Source organism: Diaphorobacter caeni (genome assembly GCF_015354245.1).
Lineage (GTDB): Bacteria > Pseudomonadota > Gammaproteobacteria > Burkholderiales > Burkholderiaceae_C > Diaphorobacter_A > Diaphorobacter_A caeni.
The window spans coordinates 159,870-173,111 of record NZ_JADKYZ010000008.1 but is presented as its reverse complement, the minus strand read 5'-3'; the positions used below and the strand labels follow the sequence as shown (position 1 = coordinate 173,111).

Sequence of the window (13,242 nt, the reverse complement as noted above, 5' to 3'; positions counted from 1 at the left end):
GCACGCGCCCGCTGAATCACTCGGAGGCGTCGAGGTCCGACAGGGCGTCGTCACGCCACTGCCCGCCCAGCGTCTTGTAGATCGTGATGCGGTTGATCTGTTCGGCCAGCTGCAGCGTGATCTGGGTCTGCTGCGCGGTGTAGAGCGAACGCTGGGCGTCGAGCACCGAGAGGTAGTTGTCGGCGCCGAGGCGGTAGCGCGCGTCGGAGAGTTCAAGCGCCTTTTTCGTGGCGTCCACCATCGAGCCCTGCGCGGCGATGCGTTCGTCGAGCGTGGAGCGGTCGGCCAGCGCGTCCGCCACTTCTCGGAAGGCGGTCTGCACGGTCTTCTCGTATTGCGCCACGGCGGTGTTGCGCGCGACCTCGGCCACGCGCAGGCTGGCGCGATTCTTTCCCGCATCAAAGATCGGCAAGCGGATCTGCGGGATGAACGACCAGGTGCCGTTGCCGGCATCGAACAGGTTCGACAGCGCGTTGCTGCCCACGCCGATGGACGAGGTCAGCGTGATCGACGGGAAGAACGCCGCGCGCGCCGCGCCGATGTTGGCGTAGGTGCCGCGCAGCGTGCGCTCGGACGCCTGCACGTCGGGGCGCTGCAGCAGCACGGACGATGGCAGTTCCTGCGGCACGGAGAGCAGCGCCGCCACTGGCTCGGGCAGCATCACCTGCACGGAGGACAGCCGCTCCGAGGTCCGTGGGCCGGTGCCCAGCGGCGTGGGCTGCGTCTTGACGGCCTGGGCGATGTTGACGCTGGCGGGCAGCAGCGATTCATGCACCGAATCGCCGACGAGCAGGGCGAGCGCGTTGCGGTCACGCGCGAGCTGGGAGGTGTAGGTGGCGACATCGACGCGCGCCGAATCCACCGTGCTGCGGGTCTGCGCGAGCGTGAGGCCATTGGCCGCGCCGAGTTCGTGGCTGCGCTCGGTGAGCTGCAGCGATTCGAGGCGGGTGCGCAGCGTCTCGCGGGCCAGGGCCAGTCGGCGCGCGTCTGCGTCGAGCGTGAGCCACGCGTTGGAGAGCTCCGCGATCAGGCTGAGCTGCACGCTGCGGCGGCTGTCGCCGGTGCGCAGAAACTCCTGCAGCGCGACCTCGTTGAGGTTGCGCACGCGGCCAAAGAAGTCGATCTCGTAGCTGCTGAAACCGAGCTGCGCGCTGTATTGCCCGCTGACGTTGGAGCGGCCGGCGGTGGTCAGGTCATCGGCCGTGCGGGTGCGGTTACCCACACCGGTCGCGGCGACGGAGGGGAACAGCGCCGCGCGCTCGATGCCGTATTGCGCGCGCGCCTTCTCGATGGCGAGAATGGCCACGCGCAGATCACGGTTGTTGTCCAGCGCCTGACGGATCAGCTCGCGCAGGCGCGGCTCGGCGATGAAGTCCTGCCACGCCATCGGGCCGTTGCGCTCGTCGATGCGAACGGCGGCCTGCTGGTCGGGCGAGAGCGCGGCCGTGGACTTGGCGTGCTCGAAACTGTCCTGCACGGGCAGGGGCGGCTGCTGATATTCCGGCGCAAGCGACATGCAGGCCGAGAGCATCAGCGGAGCGCTCAGAACGACCGCGCACCGCCAGCGGGGGAGCAGGGAAGACAGGAGATTCGGTTCCATCATCATGGTGCGGTATGCGGTGTGTCGTTCGGGGTGGCGGCAGGCGTCGCCTTGGCCTTGCTGCGTGCGAAGAGGTTGCGCACCACGAGGAAGAACACCGGAACGAAGAAGATGCCCAGCAGGGTCGAGAAGATCATGCCGCCGAGCACGGCGGTGCCGATGGCCTGGCGTCCGCCCGCGCCCGCGCCGGTGCCGATGGCCAGCGGCAGCACGCCGAAGCCGAAGGCCAGCGAGGTCATCAGGATCGGGCGCAGGCGCATGCGCACGGCCTGCAGCGTGGCGTCGACGATCTTGATGCCGCGCTCCTGCAGCTGCACCGCGAACTCGACGATCAGAATCGCGTTCTTCGACGCAAGGCCGACGGTGGTGAGCAGACCCACCTGGAAGTACACGTCGTTGGACATGCCACGCGTATAGGTGGCGAGCAGCGCGCCGATCACGCCCAGCGGCACGGCCAGCATCACCGAGAACGGCACGCTCCAGCTTTCGTACAGCGCGGCGAGGCAGAGGAACACGAACAGGATCGACACGGCATAGAGCAGCGGCGCCTGCGAGCCCGACTGGCGCTCCTGCAGCGACGCGCCGGTCCATTCGAGGCCGATGCCAGGCGGCATCTTCTGCATGATGGTCTCGACGGCCTTCATGGCGTCACCCGAGCTCACGCCCTGCGGCGTGTTGGCCAGCATTTCGAGCGAGGGGCTGCCGTTGTAGCGCATGAGCTGCGGCGAGCCACTGGTCCACGAGGTGGTGGCGAAAGACGAGAAGCGCACCATCTCGCCGTTCTTGTTGCGCACCGACCATTGCAGGATGTCCTGGGGCAGCATGCGATAGGGCGCATCGGCCTGGATGTAGACGCGCTTGACGCGGCCGAAGTGGATGAAGTCGTTGACGTAGTTGCCGCCCAGCGCGCTCGAGAGCACGCTGTTGATGTCGCTCATCGAGAGACCGAGAGCTGCGGCTTTGCGGTCGTCGATGTCGACCTTGAGTTCGGACGTGTCGTCGAAGTTAGAGGTGCGCATGTTCAGGAGCGCGGGCATGTTGCGCGCCTCGTTGACCATGGTGTCCTTGGCCTTGATCAGCGCGTCGTGGCCGAGACCGTTCAGGTCCTTGAGCATGAAGTTGATGCCCGAGCTCGAGCCCAGACCGCGCACGGCGGGTGGCAGCATCACGAAGATGCGGGCGTCGCGGATCTTGCGCAGGTCCTTGGTGGCCTGGCTGGCGATGGTGGCGGCCGACTGGCTCGCGAGCGGTCGCTGGTCCCACGGCTTCAGGCGAACGAACATGTTGCCCGAGTTCTGGTTGCCGTTCAGGCCCGAGATCGCGTTCACCCGGTCGACTTCTGGAATCGCGCGGAAGTACGCGGTCATCTCGTCCATCACGTCCTGCAGTCGCGCATCGGTCGCGCCCGAGGGCAGCGTGATGCTGGCGGAGACGAAGCCCTGGTCCTCGTCGGGCAGGAACGAGGTCGGCAGACGATGGAACAGCCAGGCCACGACGCCGATCAGCACGATGAAGATCACCATCATGCGCGCCGAGCGGCTCAGCAGCTTGCCCACCGAGCTCTGGTACCAGTTGGCCTTGGTGTCGAAATGGTGGTTGAAGCTGCGAAAGAACCGGTCGAGCCAGCCGAGCGGGCCACGGCGGATCGGGCGGTCGTGGTGGCCGTGCGTCATCGGCTTGAGCAGGGTGGCGCAGAGCGCGGGCGTGAGCGTGAGCGCCACGAACACCGACAGCGCCATCGCGGCGACGATGGTGACCGAGAACTGGCGGTAGATCACGCCGACCGAGCCTGCGAAGAAGGCCATCGGAATGAACACGGCGGACAGCGTGAGGCCGATGCCGACCAGCGCGGGCGTGATTTCGGCCATCGACTTCTGCGTGGCTTCCTTGGGGCCGAGCCCTTCCTCGCTCATCACGCGCTCGACGTTCTCGACCACCACGATGGCGTCGTCCACCAGCAGACCGATGGCCAGCACCATGGCGAACATGGTCAGCATGTTGATCGAGTAGCCCATGGCCGAGAGCACGCCGAAGGTGCCCAGCAGCACCACCGGAACCGCGATGGCGGGGATCAGCGTGGCGCGCAGGTTCTGCAGGAAGACGAACATCACCAGCGTCACCAGCACCATGGCCTCGGCCAGCGTCTTGACCACCTCCTCGATGGAGGCACGCACGAACGGCGTGCTGTCCGAGCTGACCACGCCCTTGATGCCGTCGGGGAAGTAGGCGGAGAGCTCGTTGAGCTTCTTCTGCACGTCCTCCGCCACCTTCATCGCGTTGGCGCCGTCGGCCAGCACGATGCCCATGCCCGCGCCGGGCTGGCCGTTCAGGATGGACTTCACCGTGAGGTTGTCGCCCTCGAGCGTGACGCGCGCCACGTCGGCCATGGTCACGACCGAGCCGTCCTGCGCCGACTTGAGCACGATCTCCTTGAACTCGTCGATGGTCTGCAGCTTGGAGCGCGCGGTGATCGTCGCGTTCAGCATCTGGCCCTTCACGGCGGGCAACTGGCCGAGCTGGCCGGCGGAAACCTGCACGTTCTGGTTGTTGAGCGCGGCCACCAGATCGGAGGGCATCAGCGCGTACTTCTCCATCAGCGCCGGGTCCATCCAGATGCGCATCGCGTAGTTGGTGCCGAACACGGTCACGTCGCCCACGCCGTCCACGCGGGCGATCACGTCGACCACGTTGCTGGTGAGATAGTCACCGATGCGCACCTGCGTGACGCTCGGGTCGGGCGAGGTGAACACGTAGGTGACGAGATAGTCGTTGCCGCCCTTGTTGACGAACACGCCCCGGCTCTTGACCGATTCGGGCAGGCGGTTGACGGCACCCTGCAGCTTGTTCTGCGCCTGCACCTGCGCCACGTCGATGTTGGTGCCGGGAGCGAAGGTGAGCGTGGTGCGCGAGCGGCCGGCGGAGTCGCTGGTCGAGCTCATGTAGAGCAGGTTGTCCAGACCCTTGAGCTGCTGCTCGATCACCTGGGTGACCGAGTTTTCCACGGTCTCGGCGCTGGCGCCGGTGTAGATGGTGTTGAGCGTCACGCGCGGTGGCGCGATGTCGGGGTATTGCTCGAGGGGCAGCGTCCAGATGGACATCGCGCCCGCGAGCATGATGACGATGGAGAGCACCCATGCGAACACGGGGCGGTTGATGAAGAACTGAGCCATGGTGAAGCCGTCTCTCGATCAGCGCGAAGCGGCGGCGCTGGCAGCGCTGGCGGCTGGGGCCGCAGGGACGGCCGGCGCGGTGGTGCTGGCGTCATCGCCGGTCACGGCCTTGTTGGCGCTGCGCGGTGTCCACGGCACGGGCTTGACCGTGTCGCCTTCCTTCACGCGCAGCGTGCCGTCGACCAGAATCGAATCCCCGGCCTTGAGCCCCGAGACCACTTCCCAGCGGCTGCCCAGCGCCGCGCCGGTGACGATGCGGCGGCGCTCGAGCTTGTTCTCGGCGCCGACCAGCAGCACGCTGGCGTTGCCGGCCGGGTCGCGCGTGACGGCCTGCTGCGGCGCGAGCAGCGCGCTGTCGTTCACGCCGCTCTGCAGCATGCCTCGCACGTACATGCCGGGCATCAGCAGTCCGTCCGGGTTCGGCACGATGGCGCGCAGCGTGATCGAACCGGTGGTCGGATTGACGTTCACGCCGCTGAACTGCAGGCGGCCGGGATGGGCGTAGTCGCTGCCGTCGTCGAGCCTGATGAGAATGCGGGCTTCGTCTTTGCCCGTGCCCTGCAGGCGGCCGGAGGACAGGGCGTTCTTGAGCGCCAGCACCTCGCCGCTCGACTGGGTGAAGTCTACGTACAGCGGATCGATCTGCGAGACGGTGGTCAGCACATTGGTCTGGTTGGCGGTGACCAGCGCTCCGGGCGTGACCGTCGAGGTGGTCGTGCGGCCGGCGATCGGCGACTTGATCTGGGTGTAGCCGACGTTGATGCGCGCGGTCTCCACATTGGCGGTGGCCACGGCCACGTCGGACTGGGCCTGGAGCACGGCGGCCTGGCTGTCGTCATGCACCTGGCGGCTCACCGCGTCGATCTTCACCAGCTCGGCATTGCGCCGGGCGTTGGTCTGGGCCGTGCCGAGCGAGGCGCGGGCCTTGGCGAGCGCGGCCTCCGCACTCTTCAGGGCGACGGAATAGGTGGCAGGGTCGATCTGGTAGAGCACCTGGCCGGACTTGACGGTCGCGCCCTCGGTGAACAGGCGCTTTTGCAGAATGCCACCGACCTGAGGGCGGATTTCTGCAGTGAGGAATGCGCTCGTGCGCCCCGGCAGCTCGTTGGTGACCACCTGCCGCTCGGGGTTCACGGTGAACACGCCGACCTCGGCGGGTCCCGCTGGGGCAGGGGCCTTGGCACTCTTGTCAGAGCAGGCTGCGAGCGCGAGAACGCAGCTGGAAATCAGCAAAAGACGTGAAATGCCGGAGCTTTGCGCGCCAATCCATGCGGTTGGGGCGGGGGTGGGCTCGCAAAGGGCTGCGTTTTGGGCGTTTTTGGCTGGAGCTGCTGAATTCATGAAAAGGCGCAAATCACGTGTAAGCGTTCATTGTGAACGCCAAAATGGGAGAAACCTTGGAGTCGGCCGGGGCTGCGACATTCTCGGGCTTTGGAACGGCAGTTCACGTACCGAGAAACCCGTTGATAGCTCCATTCTGAAGGATTGATGTTTAATGGCCGGTTTTCATGGCCGGGGGCGCATGCCCTCCTTGTTGTGGGTTCCCAGTCCAAAGCTTTCTTCAGCCGGTTGGCGCCGGGCATCACCGCCAAGCTGTTTCTGGCGGTGCTGTTCACGGCAGTGTGCGTCGTCGTGGCGATGGCGTTGGCCGCGCAATGGAGTTTCAACCGCGGTTTTCTCGGCTACCTGAACGAACAGGAGGCCCAGCGGCTGGAGGCCGCGCGCCCGCGCATCATTGAGGCGTACAGGGAAAACGGCGAAAACTGGGACTTTCTGCGTGGCGAGCGCAGGCGCTGGTTCAGCCTGTTGCGGCCGCTGCCACCGGTTGACCCGCATGCGGAGCCGCAGACCGATGTGCACGGCCATCACCACTCGGTACATCCGTCACCGCCACTGGCCGAACTCACCGGCGCGCTGCTGCGCACCACCTTGCTCGATGCCGACGGGAAGTTCGTCGTCGGCCTGTCCGACACGCGCGGCAAGGGCAAGCACGAGCCGCTGGAGGTGGACGGAAAGATCGTCGGCTACATCGTCACCGCGCCGTTCCAGAGCGTGACGGCGGCGGGCGACGTGCGGTTCGAGCGCAGCCAGTACCGCGCGAGCTGGACCATGGGCGCGGTCTCGGTGCTGATGGCCGCGCTGGTCGCGCTGTGGGTGGCGCGCATGCTGCTCAAGCCGCTGCGCGAAATGGCGAAGGCGACGCGGCGGCTTGCGGACGGCGACTATTCGATCCGCGTGGACGTGAATGAGTCGAGCGGACCGCGCGACGAGGTGGGGCAGCTGGCTTCGGACTTCAACCACATGGCCCGCGTGATGGAGCGCAACGAGGGCATGCGGCGCGACTTCATGGCCGATCTTTCGCACGAGCTGCGCACGCCGCTTGGCGTTCTGCACGGCGAGCTCGAGGCGATGGAAGACGGCGTGCGGCCGCTCACCCGCGAGTCGATCAAGTCACTGCAGGCGGAGGTCGCGACGCTCAACAAGCTGGTCAGCGATCTCTACGACCTCTCGCTTGCCGAGGCGGGCGCGATGACGTTTCAGCACACGCCGCTGGATCTGGTGGAACTGCTGCGCGCGGCGGTGCCGGCATATGAACAGCGGTTGGCCGACGCGGGCATCGCTCTCGATGTGCAGTACCACGCGAGCGAACTGGTGGTGCGGGGCGATGCGCGCAGGCTCAAGCAGCTGATCTGCAATCTGCTTGAGAACGCACTGCGCTACACCGACCGGGGTGGGGTGGTGGCGATCTCTGCTGAATCCCGGATGGATCAGGCAGTGTTGAGCCTCAGCGACTCCGCGCCCGGCGTCGATGACGAACATCTCACGCGCATCTTCGATCGCTTCTACCGCGTCGAAGGCTCGCGCAGCCGCGCCAGTGGCGGCGCGGGGCTGGGGCTGGCGATCTGCAGCCGCATCATCGAGGCGCATGACGGCGGGATCGAGGCGCGGCACTCCCCGCTCGGCGGGCTGCTGATGACGGTGCGCCTGCCGCTCGCGCGCGACGATGCGGCCGCTGAGGAGGCGCGCGCATGATGTCCGCGAATCCGGAATCGACCAGAACGGCCCGCGTGCTCGTCGTCGAGGACGAGCCCAAGCTCGCCTCGCTGCTCATGGACTATCTGCGCGCCGCCGGTTTCGAGGCAAGCTGGATCGCGGACGGCGCGGCGGTCATCGATCAGGTGCGCAGCCAGCAGCCCGATCTGGTGCTGCTCGACCTGATGCTGCCGGGCCGCGACGGTCTCAGTCTGTGCCGCGAGCTGCGCACCTTCAGCGACATGCCGGTGATCATGCTTACCGCGCGCGTGGAGGAGGCGGACCGGCTCGACGGGCTTGAGTCGGGCGCGGATGACTACATCTGCAAGACGCCTTTCAGCCCGCGCGAGGTGATCGCGCGCGTGCGCACCATTCTGCGGCGCGTGCAGGTGCAGAACGACCGCCAGCAGGACCGGCTGAGCGCCCAGTCGCCGATCCGCATGGACGTCGAGGCCTATCGCGCCTACTACAAGGGGGCGCTGCTGCCGCTCACGCCGGTGGAGTTCCGGCTGCTGCGAGTGCTGCTGTCGGCGCCGGGCCATGTGTTCACGCGCGACCAGCTGCTGGCGCGGCTGCATGACGATCCGCGATCGGTGAACGACCGTGCGGTGGACAGCCACATCAAGAACCTGCGACGCAAGCTCGAGGCCGTGGATGCGTCGGCCGATCTGATCCGCTCCGTGTACGGCGTGGGCTTCCGGCTGGAGCTTTCAGGCCGCGGCTAGTTCCTCGTCGGAGGCGGCCTGCACTTCGACGGTCACGTGCACCAGTTCCTCATGGATGGACAGGGCCCGGCGCACGACGTCCGCCGCAAGCGGAGAGGGGCTCGCCAGCGCGAGGATGCAGGCGTATTGGTCTTTGCTGACGCGCCAGACATGCAGGTCAACGATGCGGGCCGCGGGGAATTCATCGCGGATCACGTCGCGCACCTCCTGCACCACAGGCGCGTCCATCTCGGCGTCGAGCAGGACACGGCCCGACTGGCGCAGCAGGCCCCATGCCCACACGGAAACCAGCACCGCGCCGACGATGCCCATCAGCGGGTCCAGCCACTGTGCGCCCCAGAGCTTGCCCCCGAGCAGCGCGACGATCGCGAGCACCGAGGTGGCGGCATCCGACATGACGTGCACGTAGGCCGCGCGCAGGTTCATGTCGCGGTGCTCATGTGCGCTGTGCCCGGCGTGCCCATCATTTGCATGTCCATGTCCATGTCCATGTCCATGCTCATGGTGATGATCGTGACCATGGTCCGCATCCTTCAGCAGCCAGGCGCAGAGCAGGTTCACGAGCAGACCGAGCGCGGCGATCGCGATGGCCTCGTCATAGTGGATGGGCCGGGGCGCGAACAGCCGCTCGACGGACTGCGCGAACATCAGCAGCGCCACTCCACACAGCAGCAGCGCGCTGCTGAACGAGCCGAGGATCTCGATCTTCCAGGTGCCGAAGGTGAAGCGCGCATCGCTTGCGAGGCGCCGCGCCAGCACGTAGGCGATCACCGCCATGCCCAGCGCCAGTGCATGCGAACTCATGTGCCAGCCATCGGCCAGCAGCGCCATCGAATTGAGCCAGTAGCCGCCGGTGATCTCCACCACCATCATGACCAGCGTGATGAGGGTGGCGCGCAGCGTGTTCTTCTCGGCCATGGGGTTGGCGGCGCCGAACTGGTGCGAATGCGCGCCGGTCAACGGCATTCGGGGCGACAATGAGGAAGTCATTGGGTATTTGAAATATAGGGTACCCCCCTATCCTATCTTCTCTTTTGCAAGGAGTGTTTTGTCGTGTCTCACACCATCTCGGACAAGAAGGCGCTGCTCGCCCGCGTGCGACGCATCGCGGGGCAGGTCGCGGCATTGGAGCGCGCGCTCGAGGCCGAGGACGACTGCGGCGCCATCCTGCAGCAGGTCGCCTCGATCCGCGGCGCGACGCAGGGGCTGATGTCCAAGCTCGTCGAAAGCCATGTGCGCGAGCATGTGGCGGTGCACAGCAAGGAGGCGGCGCAGGAGCTCGAACCGGTGCTCGAGGTCCTCCGGGGCTACCTCAAGTAGTCTTTCTGGCTTGCGGGCCGATGCCCCCTTTTTCGGCCGCTTTCCCCGTGGCGGACTCCAAGCCCGTGCAAAATGGTGAACGTGGAAAGGCGGTCTGATTTGTTAACTATCGTCCGCCTGTCTCGAGTAGGGACATGCAACTGTGTAGATTCCTGTTCGCCGAATAACATCGCTTCCCCCGCAGTCAGTCCGGCTGCGTGGACTCATTTCTTGAAGGACCGTCCATGACATCCAATGACACCTCTTCCCTGGCCGCCGAACTGATGGAGCAACTGCGTGGCGCGCCGCTGCAGCAGATTGCCCAGCAACTGGGCACCAGCACAGCGGATGCTGACAACGCCGTGGGTGCCGCGCTGCCGATGCTGTTCGGCGCACTGGGCCACAACGCGCAGCAACCGGGCGGCGCGGAGGCCCTGTTCGGTGCGCTGGAGCGTGACCACATGCCTTCGGCCCAGGGTGCCATGGGCGCGGGCGGCCTCGATCTGGGCGGACTGCTGGGCTCCGTGCTCGGCGGCGGTGCCGGTGGCGCTGGCGCGGGCGGGCTGGGTGGCCTGCTGGGCAGCGTGCTGGGTGGCGGCATGGGCGGTGGCGGGGCGTCGGCCTCCGCCGGTGGCGACATCCTGGGTCACATCTTCGGCGCCAACCGGGGTCGCGCCGAAGCAGGCGTGGGTCAGGCGACCGGCCTGGGCGCAGGCGGTGGCCAGCTGCTGCAGATGCTGGCCCCCATCGTCATGGCATTTTTGGCCAACCGGGTGAGCGCAGGCGGCATGGATTCCGGCGGTCTGGGCAATATGCTCGGCCAGGAAAAGAGCCGCGTGCAGCAGCAGGGCGGCCTCGGCGGCGGTCTGCTGGGCAGCCTGCTTGACCAGGACGGCGACGGCCAGGTCGGCATTGGCGATCTGCTCAAGATGGGCACGACCTTCCTGGGCAATCGCCGCTGACCCATCGGCTTGCGGGTCCGCTGGCGCGGACCTTGTCGCCCATCCACAAAAATGGCTGCCTCCCGGCAAGGGACGCGGCCATTTTTTGTGACCCGAAAACGGCGGTGATCGCAGAGGAGTTGCATTCCGTTGCAGCGGTAAACCCTGATGGGGATGACGCCCAGTTGCGCAATGCAGCGGCTTGGTCAACACTGTCTTTGTGTTGAATCTTCAATTCATTGTCAATGGCCTGCCATGAATGGATGGAAGACTGCAACGGCCGCACTTGCCAAGCAAGTGATGACTCATCCACTGGTCTGATCTGGGAGCTCGATATGACGACGGTTGCCGAAGTTCTGAAGTCCAAGCCTGAAGCTCAGGTGTACTCTGTTCCACCCGCCGAAACGATTCTGAGCGCGCTGAAAATCATGGCAGAAAAGGGCATTGGCGCGCTGATGGTGCTCGACGCCAACGGCCGCATCGAGGGCATCTTCTCCGAGCGTGACTACGCTCGCAAGGTGGTGCTGTTGGGGCGCTCGTCGGGCGACACCCCGATCTCCGACGTGATGACCCGCGCCGTGCGCTTCGTCGAGCCGCACCACAGCGTCGAGGACTGCATGGGCCTCATGACCAACAACCGCATCCGCCATCTGCCCGTGGTGGACGGCGGCAAGGTGGTGGGGTTGATCTCCATCGGCGATCTGGTCAAGAACATCATGCAGCACCAGCAGTTCCTGATCGAGCAGATGGAGCAGTACATCACCGGCAACGCCATGTCCTGAGCGGAGCGGAACGGCCCGGCGTCCATGGACGATCTTTCCCCTTCGCTGCTCAAGGCGCGGCATGCCATCCTGAGCGGCGAGCCGGGTGACGCGAGCCTGTACGTCATGCTTACCCCGTTTCTGCACGCAGGTGAGTTGATCGACACCGCGATCCGGCTCGACGGCATCGAACTGCCGTCGGTGATGCTCGCCCCGCTGGCGGGCAAAAGCTTCGACTTTCCGGTGAACCCGGACGACGGCTACATCGACGGCAGCGTCTATCTGGCCAATGCGCACCAGACGGTGGACGTCACGCGGCTCGAGTTCCACCGCTCGCGCCATGACGGCCTCACCGTGGTGATCCGGGGCGTCTACCGGCTCGATCCGGCGAGCCTGCCCGGCGCACGCGATACGCCGTTCACGCTGAATGCGGCGGTGAGCTCGAGCGCTCTCGGCGATTCCGGGTGAGGGCGGGCTTGTCCCTTTGGCCGGCTTGAATCGCGCGCGCCACTACACTTGGGACCCATGAGTTCGTTGATTCTTGGGTTCGAATCCTCCTGTGATGAAACCGGCGTGGCCCTTGTGCGCGTGCCGGACGATGGGGGCGTGCCCGCACTTCTTTCGCATGCGCTGCACAGCCAGATCGAGATGCACCGCGCCTATGGCGGCGTTGTCCCCGAACTGGCCAGCCGTGACCATATCCGCCGCGCGCTGCCGCTCACCCAGAAGGTGCTCACGGACGCGGGTGTCTCGCTGACCGATGTCGATGTCGTCGCCTTCACGCGCGGCCCGGGCCTGGCCGGTGCGCTGCTGGTGGGCGCTGGCGTGGCCTGCTCGCTCGCGGCGTCGCTGGACAAGCCGGTGCTCGGCGTGCACCACCTGGAAGGGCATCTGCTGTCGCCGTTCCTGAGCGCCGATCCGCCGGAATTTCCCTTCGTGGCGCTGCTGGTGTCCGGCGGTCACACGCAGCTCATGCGCGTGGATGGCGTGGGCGAGTACGAGATTCTGGGCGAAACGATTGACGACGCGGCGGGCGAGGCGTTCGACAAGTCCGCCAAGCTGATGGGCCTTCCGTATCCCGGTGGCCCGGTGCTCTCCAAGCTCGCCGAGGGTGGCGATCCCAAAGCGTTCAAGCTGCCAAGGCCGCTGCTGCATTCGGGCGATCTTGATTTCTCCTTCGCGGGCCTCAAGACGGCGGTGCTCACGCAGGCCAAGAAGCTTGGCGATGAACTCGAAGCGCGCAAGGCCGATCTGGCCGCGAGCACGCAGGCCGCGATCGTCGAGGTGCTGGTCAAGAAAACACTGGCCGCGCTCGATCAGACCGGCATGAAGCGCGTGGTGGTGGCCGGTGGCGTGGGCGCCAACAGGCTGCTGCGCGAGCAGCTCAACGAAGCCTGCGCACTCCGCAAGATCCGCGTGCACTATCCGGAACTGCACCTGTGCACCGACAACGGCGCCATGATCGCCATGGCCGCCGCGATGCGTCTGCAGGCCGGGCGTGAGCAGGCGAACGTGGAATACGCTTTCGACGTGAAGCCGCGCTGGCCGCTCGACACGCTGGTCTGATCCATTCACCCACAATGACAAACGGCTCCCGAGGGAGCCGTTTGTCATTTGAGAATCAGTGGCCCCTGGGGGCCTCACGCCTCCCACCATGCACGCATCTGACGCGGCGCAGGGGGCAGCCGCGAAGCGACTCAGGGTGTGATTCTT

At 66.3% G+C, this 13,242-nt stretch carries 11 protein-coding genes; 7 read left to right on the top strand and 4 right to left on the bottom strand.

Annotated elements, in window-relative coordinates:
* Window positions 1-16: 16 nt before the first annotated feature.
* Genes ISG32_RS19650 through ISG32_RS19640 form a run of 3 tightly spaced genes read right to left on the bottom strand, consistent with a single transcriptional unit; the run spans window position 17 to window position 6,003 of the window.
* Window positions 17-1,603, bottom strand: coding sequence for an efflux transporter outer membrane subunit (locus ISG32_RS19650; RefSeq protein ID WP_407645081.1), 1,587 nt, complete (start codon window positions 1,601-1,603; stop codon window positions 17-19).
* Window positions 1,603-4,770 carry an efflux RND transporter permease subunit gene (locus tag ISG32_RS19645; protein ID WP_194772709.1) on the bottom strand — a complete coding sequence of 1,056 codons (3,168 nt, stop codon included), beginning with the start codon at window positions 4,768-4,770 and terminating at the stop codon, window positions 1,603-1,605. Before ISG32_RS19645 ends, ISG32_RS19650 begins: the two co-directional genes overlap by 1 nt.
* Window positions 4,771-4,788: 18 nt before the next feature.
* A complete protein-coding gene (locus ISG32_RS19640) occupies window positions 4,789-6,003 on the bottom strand; it encodes an efflux RND transporter periplasmic adaptor subunit (RefSeq protein WP_228529952.1) in 1,215 nt (404 codons plus the stop codon).
* A gap of 303 nt (window positions 6,004-6,306) precedes the next feature.
* On the opposite strand from ISG32_RS19640, the gene baeS reads away from it, so the two are divergent.
* Together baeS and ISG32_RS19630 are read left to right on the top strand one after the other, a co-directional pair.
* On the top strand, window positions 6,307-7,803 hold the full coding sequence (gene baeS / locus ISG32_RS19635) for a sensor histidine kinase efflux regulator BaeS (RefSeq protein WP_323745962.1): 1,497 nt from the start codon (window positions 6,307-6,309) through the stop codon (window positions 7,801-7,803).
* Entirely contained in the window at window positions 7,800-8,528 is a 729-nt protein-coding gene (locus tag ISG32_RS19630) for a response regulator (RefSeq protein ID WP_407645079.1), read from the top strand. Before baeS ends, ISG32_RS19630 begins: the two co-directional genes overlap by 4 nt.
* On the opposite strand, the gene dmeF is transcribed toward ISG32_RS19630, so the two are convergent.
* Window positions 8,514-9,518, bottom strand: coding sequence for a CDF family Co(II)/Ni(II) efflux transporter DmeF (gene dmeF, locus ISG32_RS19625; protein ID WP_228529951.1), 1,005 nt, complete (start codon window positions 9,516-9,518; stop codon window positions 8,514-8,516). The genes ISG32_RS19630 and dmeF overlap by 15 nt on opposite strands.
* Window positions 9,519-9,581: 63 nt before the next feature.
* Between dmeF and ISG32_RS19620 the strand changes: the two genes are divergently transcribed.
* The 5 genes from ISG32_RS19620 (at window position 9,582) to tsaD (ending at window position 13,095) form a co-directional block, all read left to right on the top strand.
* On the top strand, window positions 9,582-9,848 hold the full coding sequence (locus ISG32_RS19620) for a metal/formaldehyde-sensitive transcriptional repressor (RefSeq protein WP_194772707.1): 267 nt from the start codon (window positions 9,582-9,584) through the stop codon (window positions 9,846-9,848).
* 224 nt (window positions 9,849-10,072) lie between these two features.
* Window positions 10,073-10,789 carry a DUF937 domain-containing protein gene (locus tag ISG32_RS19615; protein ID WP_194772706.1) on the top strand — a complete coding sequence of 239 codons (717 nt, stop codon included), beginning with the start codon at window positions 10,073-10,075 and terminating at the stop codon, window positions 10,787-10,789.
* A gap of 314 nt (window positions 10,790-11,103) precedes the next feature.
* Complete coding sequence (locus tag ISG32_RS19610; protein ID WP_194772705.1) at window positions 11,104-11,550, top strand: CBS domain-containing protein; 447 nt, start codon at window positions 11,104-11,106, stop codon at window positions 11,548-11,550.
* Between the two features lie 24 nt (window positions 11,551-11,574).
* Window positions 11,575-11,997, top strand: a complete 423-nt coding sequence (locus ISG32_RS19605; protein WP_194772704.1) for a hypothetical protein — start codon at window positions 11,575-11,577, stop codon at window positions 11,995-11,997.
* 57 nt (window positions 11,998-12,054) lie between these two features.
* Complete coding sequence (gene tsaD, locus ISG32_RS19600) at window positions 12,055-13,095, top strand: tRNA (adenosine(37)-N6)-threonylcarbamoyltransferase complex transferase subunit TsaD (protein ID WP_194772703.1); 1,041 nt, start codon at window positions 12,055-12,057, stop codon at window positions 13,093-13,095.
* Window positions 13,096-13,242: the final 147 nt, after the last annotated feature.